Annotated in this window: 22 protein-coding genes; 17 read left to right on the top strand and 5 right to left on the bottom strand. The window is 41.6% G+C overall.

Annotated features, from left to right (window positions below; all coding sequences use genetic code 11):
* Positions 1-27 precede the first annotated feature (27 nt).
* Positions 28-879 carry a dimethylarginine dimethylaminohydrolase family protein gene (locus tag CSV76_RS05205; RefSeq protein WP_369823288.1) on the bottom strand — a complete coding sequence of 284 codons (852 nt, stop codon included), beginning with the start codon at positions 877-879 and terminating at the stop codon, positions 28-30.
* 203 nt (positions 880-1,082) lie between these two features.
* Here CSV76_RS05205 and nhaC point away from each other — a divergent pair, with 203 nt between their 5' ends.
* Positions 1,083-2,531 carry a Na+/H+ antiporter NhaC gene (nhaC, locus tag CSV76_RS05200; protein ID WP_085427607.1) on the top strand — a complete coding sequence of 483 codons (1,449 nt, stop codon included), beginning with the start codon at positions 1,083-1,085 and terminating at the stop codon, positions 2,529-2,531.
* Between the two features lie 44 nt (positions 2,532-2,575).
* On the opposite strand, the gene CSV76_RS05195 is transcribed toward nhaC, so the two are convergent.
* The gene (locus tag CSV76_RS05195; RefSeq protein ID WP_085427606.1) at positions 2,576-3,814 is read right to left on the bottom strand and encodes an HTH domain-containing protein; all 1,239 of its coding nucleotides are present in this window, start codon (positions 3,812-3,814) and stop codon (positions 2,576-2,578) included.
* Positions 3,815-3,902: 88 nt separating this feature from the next.
* On the opposite strand from CSV76_RS05195, the gene CSV76_RS05190 reads away from it, so the two are divergent.
* The 8 genes from CSV76_RS05190 to CSV76_RS05155 all read left to right on the top strand — a co-directional run bounded on the left by CSV76_RS05190 (position 3,903) and on the right by CSV76_RS05155 (position 10,940).
* Positions 3,903-5,015, top strand: coding sequence for a mandelate racemase/muconate lactonizing enzyme family protein (locus CSV76_RS05190; RefSeq protein WP_099624898.1), 1,113 nt, complete (start codon positions 3,903-3,905; stop codon positions 5,013-5,015).
* Entirely contained in the window at positions 5,012-5,668 is a 657-nt protein-coding gene (locus tag CSV76_RS05185; protein WP_099624897.1) for a GNAT family N-acetyltransferase, read from the top strand. Before CSV76_RS05190 ends, CSV76_RS05185 begins: the two co-directional genes overlap by 4 nt.
* A 139-nt stretch (positions 5,669-5,807) precedes the next feature.
* The gene (gene selD / locus CSV76_RS05180; protein ID WP_099624896.1) at positions 5,808-6,854 is read left to right on the top strand and encodes a selenide, water dikinase SelD; all 1,047 of its coding nucleotides are present in this window, start codon (positions 5,808-5,810) and stop codon (positions 6,852-6,854) included.
* A gap of 21 nt (positions 6,855-6,875) precedes the next feature.
* On the top strand, positions 6,876-7,910 hold the full coding sequence (gene mnmH, locus CSV76_RS05175; RefSeq protein WP_099624895.1) for a tRNA 2-selenouridine(34) synthase MnmH: 1,035 nt from the start codon (positions 6,876-6,878) through the stop codon (positions 7,908-7,910).
* Between the two features lie 187 nt (positions 7,911-8,097).
* Positions 8,098-8,526 (top strand): YugN family protein, encoded by a 429-nt coding sequence (locus CSV76_RS05170; protein ID WP_085427601.1) that lies wholly within the window; start codon positions 8,098-8,100, stop codon positions 8,524-8,526.
* Between the two features lie 180 nt (positions 8,527-8,706).
* The gene (locus CSV76_RS05165) at positions 8,707-9,999 is read left to right on the top strand and encodes an MFS transporter (RefSeq protein WP_085427600.1); all 1,293 of its coding nucleotides are present in this window, start codon (positions 8,707-8,709) and stop codon (positions 9,997-9,999) included.
* A gap of 125 nt (positions 10,000-10,124) precedes the next feature.
* A complete protein-coding gene (locus CSV76_RS05160) occupies positions 10,125-10,367 on the top strand; it encodes a PepSY domain-containing protein (RefSeq protein WP_232319502.1) in 243 nt (80 codons plus the stop codon).
* Between the two features lie 93 nt (positions 10,368-10,460).
* Entirely contained in the window at positions 10,461-10,940 is a 480-nt protein-coding gene (locus CSV76_RS05155; RefSeq protein WP_085427599.1) for a GAF domain-containing protein, read from the top strand.
* Between the two features lie 289 nt (positions 10,941-11,229).
* Here the strand turns inward: CSV76_RS05155 and CSV76_RS05150 are convergent, their stop codons facing one another.
* Positions 11,230-12,552 carry a sodium-dependent transporter gene (locus tag CSV76_RS05150; RefSeq protein WP_099624894.1) on the bottom strand — a complete coding sequence of 441 codons (1,323 nt, stop codon included), beginning with the start codon at positions 12,550-12,552 and terminating at the stop codon, positions 11,230-11,232.
* Positions 12,553-12,725: 173 nt separating this feature from the next.
* On the opposite strand from CSV76_RS05150, the gene CSV76_RS05145 reads away from it, so the two are divergent.
* Genes CSV76_RS05145 through CSV76_RS05130 form a run of 4 tightly spaced genes read left to right on the top strand, consistent with a single transcriptional unit; the run spans position 12,726 to position 15,153 of the window.
* Positions 12,726-13,178: a helix-turn-helix transcriptional regulator gene (locus CSV76_RS05145; RefSeq protein ID WP_085427597.1), complete on the top strand. Its 453-nt coding sequence runs from the start codon at positions 12,726-12,728 to the stop codon at positions 13,176-13,178.
* 15 nt (positions 13,179-13,193) lie between these two features.
* Complete coding sequence (locus CSV76_RS05140) at positions 13,194-14,351, top strand: substrate-binding domain-containing protein (protein ID WP_099624893.1); 1,158 nt, start codon at positions 13,194-13,196, stop codon at positions 14,349-14,351.
* A 42-nt stretch (positions 14,352-14,393) separates the two neighbouring features.
* A complete protein-coding gene (locus CSV76_RS05135; protein WP_099624892.1) occupies positions 14,394-14,717 on the top strand; it encodes a hypothetical protein in 324 nt (107 codons plus the stop codon).
* A 52-nt stretch (positions 14,718-14,769) separates the two neighbouring features.
* Positions 14,770-15,153, top strand: a complete 384-nt coding sequence (locus tag CSV76_RS05130; RefSeq protein ID WP_099624891.1) for a hypothetical protein — start codon at positions 14,770-14,772, stop codon at positions 15,151-15,153.
* Between the two features lie 80 nt (positions 15,154-15,233).
* On the opposite strand, the gene CSV76_RS05125 is transcribed toward CSV76_RS05130, so the two are convergent.
* Together CSV76_RS05125 and CSV76_RS05120 are read right to left on the bottom strand one after the other, a co-directional pair.
* Positions 15,234-16,589: an S-layer homology domain-containing protein gene (locus CSV76_RS05125; RefSeq protein ID WP_158232738.1), complete on the bottom strand. Its 1,356-nt coding sequence runs from the start codon at positions 16,587-16,589 to the stop codon at positions 15,234-15,236.
* Positions 16,590-16,707: 118 nt separating this feature from the next.
* The gene (locus tag CSV76_RS05120) at positions 16,708-17,097 is read right to left on the bottom strand and encodes an OsmC family protein (RefSeq protein WP_085427592.1); all 390 of its coding nucleotides are present in this window, start codon (positions 17,095-17,097) and stop codon (positions 16,708-16,710) included.
* Between the two features lie 129 nt (positions 17,098-17,226).
* Between CSV76_RS05120 and CSV76_RS05115 the strand changes: the two genes are divergently transcribed.
* The 4 genes from CSV76_RS05115 (at position 17,227) to CSV76_RS05100 (ending at position 20,547) form a co-directional block, all read left to right on the top strand.
* The gene (locus tag CSV76_RS05115) at positions 17,227-17,361 is read left to right on the top strand and encodes a YfhE family protein (RefSeq protein ID WP_085132148.1); all 135 of its coding nucleotides are present in this window, start codon (positions 17,227-17,229) and stop codon (positions 17,359-17,361) included.
* A gap of 142 nt (positions 17,362-17,503) precedes the next feature.
* Entirely contained in the window at positions 17,504-18,454 is a 951-nt protein-coding gene (locus CSV76_RS05110; protein WP_198166138.1) for an alpha/beta hydrolase, read from the top strand.
* Positions 18,455-18,554: 100 nt separating this feature from the next.
* Entirely contained in the window at positions 18,555-19,985 is a 1,431-nt protein-coding gene (locus CSV76_RS05105) for a sensor histidine kinase (RefSeq protein WP_099624889.1), read from the top strand.
* A complete protein-coding gene (locus CSV76_RS05100) occupies positions 19,978-20,547 on the top strand; it encodes an ANTAR domain-containing response regulator (RefSeq protein WP_085427590.1) in 570 nt (189 codons plus the stop codon). Before CSV76_RS05105 ends, CSV76_RS05100 begins: the two co-directional genes overlap by 8 nt.
* Positions 20,548-20,694: the final 147 nt, after the last annotated feature.

The following is a 20,694-nucleotide window of genomic DNA, read 5'->3' as shown; positions in this document are numbered from 1 at the left end:
ATGTGGGATGGGCTTCAGTCTTTCACTTTATCCGCGTTCTACCGGCATGGAACAACATCTGAATGAACCGCCTGATTTAATGATTTCAGAGAAGTCGACTTCAATGACTTCGAAACCATGTGCGCGTAAATCTTTATTCACTTTTTTGTTTTGAGGCAAACTGAATACTTTATTATTGCCTATTGAAAGTACGTTCGTACCAAGCGAGAATTGTTCATCTTCAGCGACTTCAATTAGTTCGTACGACGCGGCTAATTGATCGATCGTGTCTTGATCAAATGCTGCGGGGAAGTAGAGAGCCTTTCCTGAAGACAGGAGATTGAATACACAGTCCAAGTGCAAGTAGCGCCCGTCAAATGGAATTCGCTTGATGTAATGATCGGGCAGTTTTTCTTCTAGTTTGCTGACTGCTTCCTCGGATGTGCGGCTACTGATGCCGATGTAGATCGTATCGCGGTCGACAATGATGTCGCCGCCTTCCATTCGATCCGTCGCGGACTGATAGGGGATGTCTTGTGCGATCAGCCATTCTTTTAGCGTGATCTCTTCACCTTTTCGAATATTTGCGGCCAAATCGGCTATGAATACTTCATTACCGATTGTGAAACCGATATCCCGCGTGAAGACTTGTTCCGGATATTTTTCAGAAGTAGGAAGTGTGATGACTTCCACTCCATTTTCTTTTAGTAATTTCTCGAATTCCGCATGTTGTTTCATCGCACGGGCTTTATCAATATTTTCGTCTTCATACTTTTTCTGTACTTCGTTAATCACTTCGTCAATTGCCATAAACTCTGGCGGGCACAAAATGACTCTGCGTAACGTATCGTATTCCGTAATACATTTTATCATTTCTGTTTTTTGGACATTAGCTGTCAATGGCAGCGCGCCTCCCATTCGTGAAAGTACTTTATAGTATTCCCGTTATCAAAGTACTATAAACGTATTCTATATGAAGAGTTCGTGACTTCGGAAAACGCTTACAAATTTTGCGTTGACAAGTAATTCAGAAAACGCTTACTATAGATTAAACGACTATATAACGACATTACGGAATTATCAGAAGATGGGTGGGGTGAATTATGGAAGCGAAAAGAGAAAAAAGAGAGATAGGTTTTTGGTGGGCTGTACTGCCACTAGTATTGATGATTGTAGTGATGCTGATCACCGTGGTAAAGCTAGAGCAAGGACCACATATGCCGTTAATAGTAGGTACTTCTATTGCGGCACTCGTCGCTTGGCGTTACGGTTATTCCTGGAAAGAGATTGAAGAAATGATGTACAAAGGCATTCGTTTAGCACTTCCTGCCGTCATTATCATTATGCTCGTTGGATTAGTGATTGGTTCGTGGATGGGTGGCGGCATCGTCGCTACAATGATTTTCTACGGATTGAAGATCATTACACCATCTTGGTTCCTAGTTGCCATTGCGTTAATTTGTGCGCTTGTTTCGTTGGCAATCGGTAGTTCATGGTCCACGATGGCAACGATCGGTGTGGCGGGTATGGGCATCGGGTTAAGTATGGGAATTCCAGCAGGCATGGTCGCGGGTGCTGTTATTTCAGGTGCGTATTTTGGTGATAAAATGTCACCTCTTTCGGATACGACGAACCTTGCAGCAGGGCTGACAGGGACAGATTTATTCGATCATATTAAGCATATGTTGTATACGACGATTCCTGGTTTACTCATCGCATTGGCTGTGTTTACCTTCTTGGGAAGAAAGTTTGGATCGGGTGAAGCAGAATTATCATCGATTGCGAAAACATCGCAAGTCATGCAAGAAAGCTTTATTATTTCACCTTGGCTATTGCTCGTTCCGTTAGCGGTCATTGTAATGGTCGCGTTAAAGATTCCTGCGGTTCCTGCATTAATTATCGGTATTGTGTTAGGATTCATTTCGCACATCACTATTCAGGGCGGGACGTTTGCAGACGCTCTTCATGCTTTACAGAGCGGATTTGCTATTGAAACAGGTAATAAATTAGTTGATAATTTATTCAATGGCGGTGGACTCGATAGTATGATGTATACCGTTTCCATGACGATTGTGGCGATGACGTTTGGTGGAATCCTTGAGTATTCCGGAATGCTACGTGCAATCATGAAGCAATTGTTGAAAGTCGTGAAATCTACGTCATCATTGATTATTTCGACGATCGGTGCGTGTGTTCTAACCAACGCTACGTGTTCAGAGCAATACGTTTCGATTGTAGTGCCTTCTAGAATGTTTAGTAAAACCTATAAAGACATGGGATTAAGCTCCAAGAACCTGTCGCGTGCGCTTGAGGACGGTGGAACTCTGACTTCCGTATTCATTCCGTGGAATACATGTGGTGTGTTTATATTCGGTACACTTGGTGTCAGTGTTGTAGAATATGGTCCGTATGCTATTTTGAATTTCGCGGTTCCGTTGTTGTCGATTGTGTATGCATTAACCGGCTTCAGCATTGTAAAAATGACATCGGAAGAAATCGTAGAGATGGATGAGCAAGAGGCACGGTTAGAGCCAGAAGTGCAGTTGGAATAATATAAAAAAGAAAAGCCGAGATTATTTCTACGGCTTTTCTTTCGTTATGGGTGGGGGAGTTTCATTTCATATAGAGCACGGGGGCGGCCTTGCGAATATGTCATTTCTTCACCAACTGCCTGTATGAATTGATGATCCATCAATTTCTTGATCGTCCGTTCTGCGGTTCTTCTTGAAACGGCTAAATACCCGGCGAGATCATGTGCAGTAAAAGAAGTGGATTGTCTGAATTGATTGAACTGAATGATCTTGGAAATGACTGCAGGACTGAGAGTAGTCTTCTTGCTAATTGCTAGTAACTTTGGTTCTTCGAGCTTCATGGCGATGGAGATGTTTGTAGAAGGCAACGGTCCGTGAAGCTGTTTATGTTCATCTAGCATAAAAATGCCTTCGTTTGAACCGAGTTGCAGCGCACTCCACGCATTGTCGCTAGCTTCTACAATAGTTTGACCCAATCCAAAAGATAAAGAAGCTTCGGGTATAGAGTTGATAAAGAGAACGAATGATTCCAGTGCCAACACGAACTCCACAGTACCTAGCGAAGTATAGAAGTAGTAGAAACCTTCACTTTCCGACCACTTTGCCTGTAAGTAATTAGCTAGTTTCACTACTGTTTCATGAGAAAATTTCTTCTTATTATGTACTTTCAATAATCCGACTGCGATTTTAGTTGCTTTACTTCTTTCAAGACTTGCTTGGTGTGCAGCTTGTTCAAGTGCACGTAAAGTATTACTGACGGGATCAAGCATACGAAAAGCGGGAATCCCTGCTGCTTTTAGTTGGTCATAGACGGCATGCACACTGGTCACTGCCATTTTAGATTGCCCGCTTCTGAAGTGTTCCACGTGAAAGTTTACAATCGCTTGTAAATCACTGTTCCTCTGCAATTCATGTATAGCGGGTTTCTTACTGGGCGATAAAGTGTCGAGGTCACGCAAAATATGTTCGATATGAGAACGATCTTTTATATCGATAGAAATATCGTAAATTGCTAAATTCTTTTCTGAAGCAAGGTATAATAATGTAACAGCGATAGTATGTTCATTTTGTTGAAGATAAAGTACAGGAACGGAGATGGTCTTAAGAACATGCTCAGATGCCTCATATGGCAAGGATCCAGAAAACAGAATCGCATGACAAGGCTTCATCGTGTCGAGCAAACTCGGTGCTTCTGAAGGATTACGGTATTGATAACAATCGATGCGGATGTTTTGAGGCAACACAATAGTTTCCGCTTGTTGGCAAAACTCTTGTGACCCAATCAATGCAATGGTAACCTTCATATAGATACCTCCTCTTTCATTAACGACTATTTAACGACAATCATACAATACGAATGAAAGAATGCAAATAGGAAAGGAAGAATATATAATGAAAATAACTGAAATTGAAATATTCGCGATTAGATTGCCTCTCCACGAACCATTTGTGATTAGCTACGCGTCTTACGATGACATGCCATCTATTATCGTGAAGATGACGACAGATACCGGACATGTCGGCTACGGTGAAGCAGTGGCGGACGACCATGTAACAGGAGAAAGTTGGGAAGGTACATTTGCTGTACTCCAACACACGCTCGCCCCTATTTTACTTGGAGAAGATCCGAGCTGCTTTGGTAGAATTCATGAAATAATGGATCAGGCAATCTACGGTGTACCTACTGCAAAAGCTGCACTGGATATAGCTTGTTTTGATGTAGTAGGAAAAGCATATAGTATCCCAGCCTATAATCTTCTCGGTGGACGCTATCATGAGAAGTTTCCGATTACGCATGTGTTAAGTATCGCGTCTCCTGAACATATGGCACAAGAAGCCGCAGAACGTGTAGAAGCGGGCTATGGTTCATTGAAGATGAAGGTAGGTACCAACGCAACGGAAGACGTCAAGCGTATTCAAGCAGTACGTGAGCGTGTAGGTAAGGATATTGCAATTCGTGTTGACGTCAATCAAGGATGGAGCAACAGTGCGACGACATTACAGGCGATGAAGCAATTGGAAAGTTGTGAACTAGACTGGCTCGAGCAACCTGTGAAAGCGGATGATATCGATGCGATGGTAGAAATCAAATCGAAAACTGCAACGCCTCTAATGGTAGATGAAGGACTACGCGGTGTGCGTGATATGCGTGAGATTATCGCAAAACGTGCAGCAGATAAAGTGAATATCAAGCTAATGAAATGCGGGGGTATGTATCCTGCTATGAAACTTGCACATATGGCGGAAATGGCTGGAATCGAATGTCAGGTTGGCTCAATGGTAGAGTCATCCATTGGCTCTGCAGCAGGTTTCCATGTAGCTTTCTCACAAAAAGCGATGACAAGCGTAGAATTGACTGGGCCATTGAAATTCAGCAAAGATGTCAGCAATCTACGCTATGACGTACCGTTTATTGAACTCAATGAAAAATCCGGGCTAGGAATTGACGTAGACGAGCAAACTCTAGAAGAATTGACGGTACGTAAAGAAAAGGTGGCACTATGACGTTACAATCTTCACTTTCACTGCTTACAGAAGATCAACTACCGGAAGTTTTGGCTTTGCAAGAACAGGTCATGGCAGTACTCGAGCAACCCGAATTCTTACAACCACTAACGGAAGAAGAATTTTTATATATTTTACACGGTAACGGCATGATGGCAGGTGCCTACGTCGATGATCGCCTCATTGCGTTCCGAGCTATGCTGGATCCTGGTGAAGATGACGAGCATTTAGGAATCGACGTAGGTGTAGCGCAAAACGAAATGACAAGTGTACTGTACTCAGAAATCACCTGTGTGGATCCAGCCTTTAGAGGTCATGGATTACAGACGATTCTCGGCAAATGGCTATTGGAGCACATCGAGAGTGAGCATTATCGCTATATTTGTACAACCGTTGCACCATTTAATATACCGAGCTTAAAGGATAAATTTGCACTTAATTTACAAATCAAAGCACTCCAAGTTAAGTACGGCAATAAACTACGCTATATTTTATTCAGAGATTTGCAGAAGCCTTTCAAAGAAGCTACGTCCGAACAGCAAGCAGTTCCTATGCAGGATATCGAACGACAACAGCAATTGTTATTGACTGGTTGGACAGGAACGCGTATAGAGAAACATGATAATGAATGGCAAGTACTTTATGTAAAGTAATAAAATGAATTAAGTGAGGCTGTGCGATTTACGCTCAGCCTCTTTGTGTGTCAATAGGAATTTCAAGTGTTCAACAACTCTAGAATACAAACTCTATGGTAAAATTAAGGGACTACAAATTGAAAGGTTGATATCTGTAATGCGAAACTCTTCTGTAAAACTGACTTCATTATCTTCAAAAGGAGGGTGTGGGTGTAAAATTGGGCCTGCTGATTTGGCTGAAGTTCTACGCACATTACCCCCTGGCCTAACGGATCCCAACTTACTAGTCGGACTGGATACGAGCGACGACGCCGGCGTTTATAAAATAAATGATACGACTGCTATTGTGCAGACACTTGATTTCTTCACACCGATTGTTAATGATCCGTATGATTTTGGACAAGTGGCAGCGGCGAATGCAATCAGTGACGTCTACGCAATGGGTGGAACACCTATCACAGCATTGAATATCGTAGCCTTTCCCATTCATACACTCGATCGCAATATTCTAACGGAAATCTTGCGTGGCGCTGCAGACAAATTGAAAGAAGCTGGTGCAGTACTAGTTGGCGGACATTCAATTGATGATCAGGAACCAAAATTCGGTATGCAAGTAACTGGAACGGTGCATCCCGACAAGATCCGTACAAACGCTGGTGCTAAGCCTGGAGATCGTTTGATTCTAACAAAACCAATTGGTGTAGGAATCATGACCACTTCCTTGAAAAACGGATTATTGTCTGAAGAAGAGGAAATTCACGTGACAAAAGTGATGACGACACTCAATAAAACAGCGTCAGAAGTGATGGATGAATATAGTATTCATGCCGCGACAGACGTAACAGGCTTCGGTTTACTTGGACATGCTTCTGAAATGGCAACAGGTAGTGGCGTTTGTTTACGTATTGATAACGAGAAAGTACCTGTTTTGCCGCGTACAAGAGAACTTGCAGAAGCGGGCTCAGTCCCAGGCGGTACGAAAAACAACTTTGCTCATATAGAGGACATCGTTGAATACCCCGAATCATTGGATCAAGTCGGTAGATGGATTTTATGTGACGCGGTAACTTCTGGTGGATTGCTTGTAGCAGTTGCAGGAGATGAAGCAGATCGTCTGCATGCACAATTACGCGAAGCTGGAGTCGATGCGCATATTATTGGGGAAGTGACCGATGAACATAGCGGTCGAATTATCGTGCAGTAAATCAAGGAGATGGGGAATCACATGGTACGAGACATTACATTGGCGGAAGCGCTCGACTTGCAAAAAAATCATTCACAAACTTTAGTCGATGTGCGTACGCCTAAAGAGTTTGAAGAAGCTACTATTCCAGGTAGTATCAACATTCCAATCTTTACAAATGAAGAACGTGCAGAAGTAGGAACGCTTTATAAACAAGTAGGCAAAGAAGCAGCAATGGATCATGGACTAGCTATTTTCTCCAAGAAGTTGCCTGACTTCATTGACGAATTCAGGAAGATTGATGCACAGATTACCGTATTTTGCTGGCGTGGCGGCATGCGAAGCAAAACGGCAATGACTGTGCTTGAATTAATGGGAATCCGCTCAAGTCGGATCAGTGGCGGAATACATACGTATCGTCAGTGGGTTATTGCGCGACTGCAAGAACCTATCACACCTAAATTACTTGTACTTAACGGCTATACTGGCAGCGGCAAGACGAAGATTCTTCACAAGCTGATGGAAGACGGTTGTCCGGTCATCGATTTAGAAGGAATGGCAGGTCATCGCGGTTCGATATTCGGACAGATCGGTGTGCAACCGAACAATCAGAAGAAATTCGAATTACTAGTTGCAGATAAACTAGTAAAGTATGCGAATGAACCATTCATCTTCATCGAAGGCGAAAGCAAACGCATAGGCCAAGTGCATATGCCTGAACTACTGTTTAAGAAAAAAGAGCAGAGTCCTCAATGGATCATTCAACTACCGGTCAAAGTACGTGTAGAAGAAATCCTCTCCGAATACGAACCCGAAAAACAACCGGAACTATTCTTAGAAGCATTTGCCCGAATTCGCAAACGGATCCACCAACCAATCGCCGCACAGATCCAAGAAGATTTAGAAAATGGACGCTTTGCACAAGCCGTGGAGCAACTACTGATCCACTACTACGACCCACAATACGAACATTCCGTGGCCCGTTTTGCCACAACCGGTGAAGACGTCATCCAAGCCGAAACCGTACAAGAAGCGTATGAAGAATGCTTGCGACGGTATCAGGAATTAATGAAATAAAAGAAAGTAGACTGCCTATGTATTTGGTAGTCTTTTCTTTTGTGTAAAAACGACGATGCCATCCCTCTATTTCTTTTAAAAATCAACTACCTTTAGAAGTTTGCCAAACAGCTAACTAGGGTATTCTTAAAACTACTATCAACTAGACAAACAACAAGAAAAACTGATATAGAAAAGAGGACAAGCCATGATCGAACTAAAAACAAATCTACCAGGAAAGAAATCACTATTTGGAGATGCAACTAAAATTCTCGCAGAACATGACATTCAAATGGGTGGAAATTGGGACTTCGACAGAGGAAACTTCGACTCCATCCTGAATCAGGACGGCAGTGATACCATCTACTTGCGAATACCTTTCCATGTGATCGACGGTGAACTCGATGAAGATAGTGCCATGATCGAATTCGACGTGCCATTTATCATCAATCATGTAGTCAATATTGGATTAGACGACGATGATAGCCCGGTTCTAGCAGCTGTCGGTCTCGATCAGTTCCAAACACCTGAAGACAAAGACGGTCCAATTGTATACGATGAAAAGTGGGTACATGAAGGGGAAAAGCGTATAGCACAATTCTCTGATCATCCTACTTTTATTGCACCGTTTATTTAATCTTAAGCAATAGTAGAACAAAACAAGCAAGTCCATTACACCTGGACTTGCTTGTTTTTATATTCAGATAAATTCTCGCCGTCTACTTGTCTAGGTGTGATAAGATGAGTAAAGCATAAAAAGATTTATCTTTATACATAGCAAAATGGCATAGACGTAAAGAAGGAGCTGGGAAATTTCATGTCAAGACGACAAGACTATTCGTACTATGTAAATTCTGAAGAAGCGCAGAAGCAACTCTACAAGCGATCTTTACTTGTCGTGATCATATCCCAAATATTTAGTGGTGCAGGACTCGCTGCAGGAATCACAGTAGGATCTTTGATCATACAGGAGATGACTGGTAACGAAAGTCTGGCGGGTATGCCGATTGCACTTTCCACATTCGGTTCAGCTCTTTCAGCCTATCTAGTGGGCAGACTATCACAGCGATACGGCCGGAGATTCGGCTTGGGAGCTGGCTTTATTACAGGTGGAATTGGAGCATTTGGTGTTATTCTGGCCACCATGTCTGGAAGCTTGGCTATTTTATTTATTTTTCTTTTCATATATGGGGCGGGGACTTCTTCGAACTTACAGGCGCGCTATGCAGGAACAGATCTTGCCAATAAAAAGCAACGTGCTACAGCAGTCAGTGTAGCATTGGTTTCGACCACAATCGGAGCGGTCGCAGGACCGAATCTCGTATTACCTATGGGATACGTGGCGGATTTTATCGGTATTCCTTCATTGACAGGTGTATTCTTACTAGCCGGTGTCGCGTATTTATTGTCCGGTTTGACCTTCCTACTGTTTTTAAATCCCGATCCGCTACTAGTAGCACGTGAAATTGAATTGGCCAATCAAAAGAATCAAGGAGAATCCAGTGAAGGACAATTTATGCAGCAGCATACGGCGAACAGAATGGGGATTTGGATAGGAGCCATTGTTCTCGTTCTGTCTCACGGCGTCATGGTTGCCATTATGACTATGACACCGCTTCATATGCAGCATCACGGCGCGGAAATATCGGGTATTGGCATAGTTATTGGACTTCATATTGCAGGGATGTACTTACCATCGATTTTCACAGGCGTATTAGTAGACCGGATTGGACGTCCGGCTATGGTGATTGCTTCCGGTGTGACACTTGCAACCGCGGGTATTCTTTCAGCCTATGTAGCAGGAGGATCGATACTCTGGATGTCTGTGGCACTCATATTACTCGGAGTTGGTTGGAACTTCGGGTTAATTAGTGGAACAGCAATTGTAATCGATTCAACTGATGTGTTGACGCGTGCGAAGATCCAAGGAACGATCGATGTGTTTGTTGCACTAGCGGGTACAGTCGGTGGCTTGGTTTCGGGAATTATCGTTGCGTTCTCGGGCTTTTCCATGCTGAGCTTCCTAGGAACATATATCTCGTTACTGCTCATCCCACTTATTATTTGGATGCGTTACAAACAAAGAAACTCTTCAGCGCAAACCGCCTGACAAAAACGGATTGTTTCCTCGGAAATAATCCGTTTTTCTATCGTAAACGACATACGTAGTAGAGAAACACTTTCCCACTCTTTGGCATAGATTGATAGCGAAGAAGAAATGGGAGGGATCATCAATTGAATCAGCAAAATGAATATTGGATGAATCACTGGCAACATCCTCAATACCGTAGAATTTCCATGGAGCAGGCGAATGAAATTGCATTGCAAAGAGTACCGGGGCAAGTGGTGAAATCTGAGCTAGAGTTTGATGATGGTATATTAATCTATGAAGTAGATATCCGCACTATGGAAGGGCATAAGTATGAAGTTAAAATAGATGCCGTAACCGGAGAGGTATTGAAGGTGAAACTAGATTGATAAGAAGTATGTAATAAAGTTCGATTACTTTTCCCACAACGTAATTCTGTGTATGATAAAAGGTAGATCTATACACAGAAAGCAGGGAATCATATGTACACACCTATTGACTATTCCAACAATCTACAAGAGAAATATAAACAGCTTTCCACGCAATTAGACGCATTAGTGTCTGGAGAGCCAAATATGTACGCAAATTTAAGCAATGCATCTGCGCTACTTAATCAATTCTTTGATCGGATTAACTGGGTAGGTTTTTATTTGATGGATGGCGATGAACTAGTGCTGGGGCCATTCCAAGGCTTGCCTGCATGTATCCGCATTCCACTGGGCCGCGGAGTTTGCGGAACGGTTGCGAAGACGAAAGAAGGCCTTGTTGTAGCCGACGTCAACGCATTCCCGGGCCATATTGCATGCGACGCGGCATCCCGTTCCGAAGTTGTCGTGCCTATGATTAAAGATGGAGAAGTAATAGGTGTGCTCGATATCGACAGCCCTGAACTGGATCGTTTTTCTGAAGATGATTTGGCAGGACTAACGCTAGTGGTAGAAGCTCTTATGAAACATATCTGAGCTTGCTAAACACGATTGGCGTGAGTGAAGCGTTCCACTGTATTCCGGTCGGATGCGTTTGTTCCAAACTAGAACTTTTCTGACGTCACAGGCTCATTGATTCTCTCTGAGCGCTCTATCAGGAACTTTAAGTGCTCTATGACAGCTGTTGACCGCTCTATCGAGTACCGTCTCTGCTCATAGACACTGGATATCCGCTCATAGGCACCTTAAAACTGCTCATAGCCCACTGGCTTTCATAAGTATACACAAACTAAAAGCACGCCGGAGAGTTTCTCCAGCGTGCTTTTTACATGCCTAAAATCCAAGTGAAGAATATGATTACAATTGCAATCGGGGCGAAGTAGCGGACGATCACTTTCCAAAACGTGTGAAGAGCGCGATTCATGCCTAACTCTTCCGCCGTATCCTCTTTCGTCAGCACAAAGCCAGCAAATAAAGACACAGCCAACGCACCAAGCGGCATCGCAATTCTACTCGTCAGCAAATCAGCGAAGTCAAAAATGGAGTTACCGAAGATGCTCACGTCGGATAGTAAACCAAATGATAATGCGCTTGGGATTCCTACTAAAAAGATTAGTCCTCCGAATACCCAGGAAGCACGTTTTCGTCTGTCATGCTTTTTACGGATGCCTGTAGACACTACGATCTCGAGCATCGCAATGGCGGAAGTCAATGTCGCAAACAGCATGAGGAAAAAGAAGATAATCAAGAATACGCCACCGAACGGAATTTCATTGAAAATAGCCGGTAGGATGACGAAGATCAAACCAGGGCCTGCCTCAGGTGAGTGTCCTAACGCGAATACGGCTGGGAAAATCACAAGTCCTGCTAGTATAGAAATCGCGATATTTAGTATTGAGACATTAAATGCAGACTGTCCAAGCTTTTCCTCTTTTGAAAGGTAGGAAGCATACGTCATCATAGCCGTTACACCGACACTGAGGGAAAAGAATGCTTGTCCTAACGCAACAAGGAATGTTTTTCCGTTGAGATAACTCCAATCTGGCACGAATAAGAACCGAACACCTTCCATTGCGCCATCCAGTGTTAACGAACGAATCGCCAATACAATGAAAGACAAGAATAGTAGCGGCATAATCCAGCGACTTGCTCGCTCAATTCCACCACGAATTCCGCTTTGAACGATGAAGATCGTCAATGCCATAAACAAAGCTTGCGCTAGTAATACTTCCCACGGGTTGGCAATCGTAGTATTGAATAAATCACCATAATCTATTCCGCCTAGTTTAAATGTAAACGCTCGTGCTAAATAGGATAGAATCCATCCACCCACGACACTATAAAACGATAAGATGATGAAAGACGATGCAAGTCCCATCCATCCAACCCATCCCCAACTCCGTCCTGTTGAAAGTTTTTTCAAAGAAGTCACGGCATCTGCCTGTCCTCTTCGTCCAATGACAAACTCAGCCAATAAAATCGGTAGTCCGATCAATAATGTACAAATGATAAATAACAGCACAAACACGCTGCCGCCGTTTGTTCCGGCCATATAAGGAAACTTCCAGATTGCACCTAATCCGATAGCACTGCCAGCAGCAGCTAAGATAAAACCAATCTTGGATGTCCATTGTTCACGCTGTTTCATAGAAGTCCTCGTTTCTTATACTAAATCACAAAGTCAATAAATCTTATCATAATTTTACGAAAGAATCGATAGTTAGCGGGTTAACAGATAGTTTAGAAAATTCATTTGCGTTTTTAGTATGTGTGGTGTAATATTACACCAATAGATATTAAATGTAACTATGGGGTGATCTCGTGAATCAACAACAATTAATAGAACTGATTTCGTTAAAGTTACGAGTAGTCCGATTGGAGAGGGAATACTCCCAACAAAAGATGGCTGATGTACTAGGACTTTCAAAAAAGACATTAATTCAAATTGAAAAGGGTAGGGCAGCTGCCAGTTGGACTGCAGTGATAGGTGTTTGTGCATTGTTTCGAGAAAGTGATGTACTGCAGGCAGTAGTTGGCGGAGACCCGTTGGAAGTGCTTGAAACGATTGCCCATGATGGCATAGATCGCCGAATGGACCAGTCAATGGGTGGGAAAGTATGGTGGCGCGAGTTAGAAACGAAAGGCCGTTTCCGTTTACAGCAAAACTTGATCAGTCAACATTTCCGTATCTTGGATGAAGAACATTATCGCTGGTATAGTTCCTTTGATGAGGATGAGGCGTGGCATCGTTTGGATGAGTTGAGTGGCAAATAAAAGGAGGGAATGGTTATGATTGCACCCATGGCATTTTCGGTACTACTATTGATTGGTTTTCTATTTTTCACAGGCGTAGGTTTATTATATTTACTGTTTATGGGATTGATTCATTATATTCCGTTAGTCGTGATTGGTGTGGTTGTTCTATACATTTGGATTGTCATGATGATATTCCATTACTTCAATACGAAAAAACGGAAGAAGTGGTTCGGCATTATTGCAGGTATATTCGTGATGGGAGCTGCGGTATGGCCCATCATGCATCTGTATAAAGAAAGTATCTCGACTGTGGATGCAGAAGTAGATGTATTTTACTATGAGCCATTTTCTATGGGTCGAGAAACAAAGTTAGTGTCATTAGATGAAGCGGCTACATTAACGTTGGAAGACAATCTGCCGCGTATCGATGGGGCAACTGCATTATATCCCTTGTATGCTGCATTCGTTCATGCTGTCTATCCGGAAAAGGAATATAATCCGTACGATAGCGAAGTGATGGTCAATACTACGCCAGTTGCTTATGATAATTTGTTTAGCGGAGAAGTGGATATGATACTCGCGGCTGGACCTTCCGATGCACAATTGAAAACAGCTAAACAAAAGGGACTTGAGTTGAAATTAACACCGGTTGGTCGGGAAGCATTTGTTTTCTTCGTTAATCAAAAGAATCCCGTTACTAGTTTAGAGTTAAAGCAGATTCAAGATATCTATGCAGGTAAAATAACGGATTGGAAAGAGGTGGGCGGTAATAACGAACCGATTCGTGCATTCCAGCGACCGGAAGACAGTGGTAGTCAAACGGCTTTGGAAAGGTTGATGGGGGATATTCCGATTATGGATGCTCCGGAAGAAAATGTGCCTGAGGGTATGGGCGGGATAATTTCTGAAGTATCGAAGTATCGCAACTATAAAAATGCCATTGGCTATACGTTCCGCTATTACTCAACAGAAATGGTAGGGAATGATGAAATTAAATTGCTCGCAATCAATGGGGTCGAACCAAACAAAGAGACCATACGCAATGAGGAGTATCCAATTTCATCTGAATTTTACGTTGTGACGGCTGGTACGGAAAATCCGAATGTAGAGAAATTTATAGAATGGATGCTGTCACCTCAAGGGCAAGAGTTGGTTGAGAAAGTTGGATATGTACCGGTAAAAAAACCGTAGAACGTGTATGATTATCTATAGAATAGAAAGGGGATACGTGTGATGCAGGGAGAAAAGAAACAACTATTGTATACGATGCTCGCGTTTGTATGCGCTTCGGGTGTATTTTTAATGAGTATTTTATTTCAAAAAATGGCGTACTGGGGTGGAGGGTTAACCTGGTATTGGGTAGGGGTTGCAATTACTTTTGCAGTAGGAATCGCCGGTACTGCGTTCATTCTTCAAACATTAAAGATAAAAGGGCCTGAAGAAAAAACATTACTTACTACTTTACTTATTTCACTAAGAGCACTTGCGATTTTAGCCATTGGACTTGGGTTTTTATGGACTACATTCGTAATATCAGCAGGAATGTCGGGCTTTTAATAGTGAAGGTATGAAGCGGATTTATTGGTATGGTTAAGAGGGAGATAATGTTATGAACAAGCGACACATAAAGATCCTATGGTTTGTTACGAGTTTGATACCGGCACCGTTCTTCTTTCATTTTTATGAATATGGTCAGTATGTAAAGCGCGAAGAAGCCACTTATCTACTATTGGCTTGTATCGTATTCATTATTATAACTGGTATATTATCAAGTACAGTAAAAATCCGTCACGTATTGTTAATCAATATCATTACAGCTGTAATTTCGCTCGTGTTAGCTATGAACTTCATCAACGAAGACGGAGGATGGTTCAAGCCATTTGGTCGGGATATCGTTATACTTCTAACGGCTATTCTGTTTTTCATCGGCCAAGTGCTAGTAAGGATGATAGCTAAGCCCATTTTCATTCGAGAGAAAAAACGTCATGCTTAATTCGGTATGTCCACTTTACTGATTACTATCTTTATAATCTTAAAGCGGCACACCTCTAAATAGAGATGTACCGCTTTTACTTATTTCTTCAAATGATGTTTCTTGCCTGCCTGATCCGTCACAACTAGCTGCGTAGCCGTAACTTCCATGTCTTTCGCTAGTACATTTGAAACTTTACTAGTCTTCTTATCCAACAAATTATACTTATAAACACCTGTTTTATTGAAATAATACATTGTAGATAAATCATATGCTACTGATTTATTGTTTTGGCTGACTTGATTACTTTTCGAATTAGCCTCTACTTCATCGAATATCACACGAGCATCGAAGTTCAACAACGTTTTCTTGTTTTTGCCGTCCATAGTGACCGAATACAATGTCAACGGATCATCCATTGGCTTAGTAGGATAGAACTTGGAATCAAAAACACGATCCTTGTTCTTTTCAAGAGTATAGTAGATACGGTCATTCAAGATGAACATGTTACGAAACTTCTGGTCAAGTGGAATACTACCAATTGTGTAGCTCCAGTCATTCACGTTTAATTTTACTACATTGTAACCAGCAGGCATTTTACTACTTGCATTGATTAGGTTCCAATAGGGAATGAAGATTTCGTCATTATATAGAACCATCTGGTAACCGGACATTAAGAGCTCGCGATTTATACCGTTATCCGGCATTGTCGCACTATCCAAAATGGCTGAACGTGTTCCAGCCTTTTTGTTTTCTTTAAATAGCTTCGTAGACTCCTTGTCTTTGGCAATTGTATATAAGAAGCCATTCTGTTCAACTGTCTTTCCTTTAACACTAACATACGAATGGTAGTCTTTGAGTTTCATCGAGTCATCCAAAGCACGTACTAAAAATGCAGCAAATTGGGATCTTGTGACCGAGTCTGCAGGCATGTATTTACCTTCAGAACCGCCCGTAATTCCTTTTTTTGCAATTCCATTAATATCAGGGAATGACCAATGCGTTGGCGATACGTCAACAAATGTTGCTTGGTTGTCTGTGGGTATTTTAAACGAACGGCGTATAATCGCGGCCATGTGCGCGCGTGAAGTATCTTCACCAGGACGCATGAAACCATTGTCACCCTTCATAATTCCTTTTTCACTCACCGTTGCAAGGATCTGATAATATGCGGACTTTTTCGAGACGTCCTTAAACTGGCCAGTAGGATTTTTCACCAGAGGAATTTTCAATGCTTTAATGAGCATGGAAGATGCCTGAGCGCGTGTAATAGGATCATTTGGCTTAAACGTGCCATCTGGAAAACCGCCTATAATATTACGGTCAGCTAGATACATAATTTCTGTTTTCGCCCAATGCTTATCTACGTCAGAGAACTGTGTGGCAGCCTGCGCATGAAATGGTGTTGCTGCAAAAACTAATAAAACTGCTAGCAACCCAACTAATTTATTCTTCATATAGGTAGACCTCCTTTTAAATACTCTATTCATTATACAGGATTATTAATGGGAAAATAAGGTCCTTTAACCATCAAAACCGACAAAAGAGAGAACTCTCTTGTCGTTTCATTGGCACTTACTTAGTGGCAATCTTGTATGTTTTCACTACTTCAATACAACCATTTACAGATTGTAACATGGAGCAATTCTTCTCTGTAAGCTCCATGATCCGTGGCATTTTTTCTTCGGTAATAGTTGATCCGGTGATTGTGAAATGAAGATGAATCTTCAATAGACGACTTGCATCATCTTGTGAACGTACGACTTCTTTCACTTCCACGGCGATATCATCTGCAGGCAGACGCATTTTATCAAGAATCTTTCGCATAACGCCACCACCGCAAGCGGCAATCGACGCGACCATCAGCTGGTATGGGCGAAACCCTTTTTCTTCATTGGATGAAATGTGTAAAGTACCAAATTCGGTTTCGGTGTCAAAACCGTGCTCTGTCATATGGAATTTCATGTGATCAGCTCCTTATGCAGTTAGTATACGTGGTTTTAGTGAGAAAACCAAAGAACGATAACTGAATGCTGTGTTTAATTTCGTCTAATCGTGGCAGACTGAAAGTAAGACGGAAAGGAGTGTTGAGACTTGAGTGAGAACAAACAGCCCCATAAAACACTAACAGATAAGAATAATGGCCTTTCATCCGCACAGGAAGTATTGTACGCCAAAGAGTATAAACGAGCAGATAAGGCTACCGAGCAAGATAACAAAAAGAAGTAAAAGAAAAAATAGTGAACTAGAGGTGCCCCAGTAGTTGTTGTCCAACTACTGGGGCTTTTCTCATGAAATTGCTATAACGTAATTATAGATTTCACTGTATAATAAGAGAAAATGCTTAGACAAAGAGAACGAGGACATAGAGATGAGAAAAATAAGATGGAAAAAGGTTGTCTTTTTACTAGTGGCTATCTTTATTGTATTTCAGATAGCAGGAAGTCTTTTCTTCTATGACTTGGCTATCAAGCGTGGACCGAAGGATTTTTTGACAGGCAATGCGGATTTGAAAGTATCCGCTGAGACCATGGAAGTTTTTTTAAATGGAGATTGGCTTGACTGGGTAGATCAACAGGAATTTGAAGAAATTCATATGACATCAAAAGATGATCTGGACTTGATGGGTTATTTCTTGCCGGCAAAAAAACCGACTAACAAATTGGTGATTTTAACACACGGTTATTTAGGGAACGCAAAACAGATGGGGTTGTATGGTCAATTTTATTATGAGGAACTTGGCTATAATATTTTCATGCCAAATGCTAGGGGACATGGAAAAAGCGGTGGTGACTATTACGGTTTCGGTTGGCCAGATCGTTTAGATTTGATTGATTGGACAAAGTTGCTCAGCGAAAAGCTGGGGGCGGATACAGAAGTGATCTATCATGGGTTATCGATGGGTGCGGCTACAGTTTTAATGGCGAGTGGTGAGCAACTTCCCGAACAAGTGAAAGCAATTATTGCAGATAGTCCGTATCAATCCGTTTATCAATTATTTGCCTATCAACTGGACAGAATGTTTCATTTACCTGCATTTCCATTACTCGATAATATGAGTTTGTTGACGAATGCTAGAGCGGGGTATTCACTAAAAGAAGCAGACGCGTTGAGTGCAGTTAAACGCGCGACTGTACCAATCCTGTACATTCATGGCAAGGCAGATACATTCGTGCCAACAGAAATGACAAAAGAACTTTATGAAGAGACAAAGAGTGATGCGGCATTATTTTTAGTGGATGACGCAAATCACGGTGAAGCGTTTGTGATGGATCAGGAAGTATATAAAATGAAAATAAAAACCTTTCTTGAAAAGTATTGAGTAACATTGAACCTACAGATTGACCTCTCTCATTAACCGTCTTATACTAATTTTACACAATAGGGGAAGCGGTATTCTTCTCATTAAAGGTCGTGGTGCATTGGTAAAATCAACAGTAGAAAAACTTTGTAAACAGCATACTGAACTGACAGATCAAGACGTGAAAATTTTGGAGGAAATGGCGTTTAGCCTGCAGACGTATGCCGATTTGTCAGACTCCTATATGTTTATCGATTGCAAATTAAAACCAAGTAATCAGGCGATTGTTGTAGCGGAAGCTTTTCCAGTCGGTAGTACACCGCTATATAATAATTCGGTTGTTGGAAAGATTGTTTTTGAATCTTTTGAACCGGGTGTGTTTTATTCCTATCGCAATGGAAAGAAATCCATCATAAGACAAGCTATGACACAAGAAGGTATCGTAGTGGATCAGACCGTAGTGCCCATTAAGAATACAAATCATCAAGTGATTGGCGTACTTATCTCAGAGAAGCAGGTAGCGTCATCCACTTCAACAGATAATGCAAAGAGATTTTCGGTCATAACAGAAACAGCGGAGGACCAGATGACAAATTCAGGACTCGGCGTTGTTTCAGATTTACTGATGGAAATGCTTATTTTGACAGACGAAAGTAATCGGTTAGTCTATGCAAATCCTTCAGGCTTAAAACTAATTACGGAAATAAGTAACCAAGATGATGTGCTAAATCGTGATTTATTGGAATTATTACCTTTTTTACAAACAGTTTATACACAAGAAGATGATGTGTTCGTCTTTGAACTAACCATTGAGCGCAAAAACTTGATAGTGAAAAAGATAAGAATGCGTGAAAAAAATAAATCTCAAGAGACGTTATTAATTGTTCAAGATATTACCGAACTTCGCACAAAAGAAAAAGAGTTAATGATGAAATCGGTCGTAATCAAGGAAATACATCATCGCGTGAAAAACAATTTGCAAACAGTCGCAAGCCTTATAAGACTACAAATGCGTAGTGGAATGCCTGCGGAAAGTCGCTCCACTTTTGAAGAAACCCTTAATCGTATATATAGTATTTCATCGGTTTATGAAATTATTCTTACAAAGGAACATGCGGACGATGATGATGTAAATATCATAAATTTGACGAGAAAAATATGCTCAACCATGGTGCTAAATGAATATAATTTGAAAGTAGACTTGATTATTGAGCCGAATGGCAATAAAATAGTAACAACCTCTAAGAAAGCGGTTTCAATTGCGCTTATCATAAATGAGCTTATTCAAAACTCTTTAAAACATGCATTTCAAGGCAAAGAAGAGGGGATTATTGATGTGGAATTTACCGTAGATCAAGACTTTGTAGAACTTCACGTGTCCGACAACGGCGTTGGAATGAAGAATCCGCAAACATCACTTGGTACGGAAATCATCCACAATTTGGTGACCAATGACTTGAATGGTGAGTTTCTATATGTGCCCAGGGAAATCGGGACTCATGCAGTAGTCAACTTTCCAGTGGGTGCGGAGGTGGAAATTTTTGATGAGTAAACGAATCTTGATAGCCGAAGATGAATCGATCATTCGCATGGACCTAAAAATGACCTTGCAAGACCACGGCTATGAAGTAGTTGGAGAAGCGGGGGACGGAGACAGAGCGATTGAGATGGCCTTCTTGCATAAACCCGATTTGATTTTGATGGATATCAAAATGCCAAAGATGAATGGCCTGAAAGCAAGTCGCATCATTGGGGAACAGCTAGATATACCCATCCTCATTATAACCGCGTACAGCCAAAAGGAATTCGTAGAAAAAGCGCAACAAGATAATATAGTTGGCTATTTGGTCAAACCTATATCGGAATCTAATTTAATACCCGCTATTGAAGTAGCTCTTCACCAATCAAGTAAAGCCAAACGTCTGAAAAAAGACGTTCAACAGGCTAAGCAAGAAGTGGAAAAGCGAAAAGTCGTGGAGAAGGCAAAAGGCATTCTGATGAATATGGAACAATTAACGGAGCAACAAGCATTTAAAAAAATGCGTGATACGAGTATGTCACGGCAAATGACAATGGAGTCACTTGCCTTGGAAATTATAGATTCGCACAAGTAAATAGATCTAAGCAAAGACGCTTAAAGAGATACATTCTTTAAGCGTCTTTTTGTTTTAAATTTTCGCGGATTGGACATGAATTAAATCAAAGGGTGGTGTCTTGTTGGCTGGCGCGTAAGAAACAATATTACAATTAAATAGTAATAG

The organism is Sporosarcina sp. P17b (assembly GCF_002743115.1).
Classification (GTDB): Bacteria; Bacillota; Bacilli; order Bacillales_A; family Planococcaceae; genus Sporosarcina; species Sporosarcina ureae_C.
Note: the sequence above shows the minus strand (reverse complement) of the source record. Positions and strands in the feature narration are given on the sequence as shown.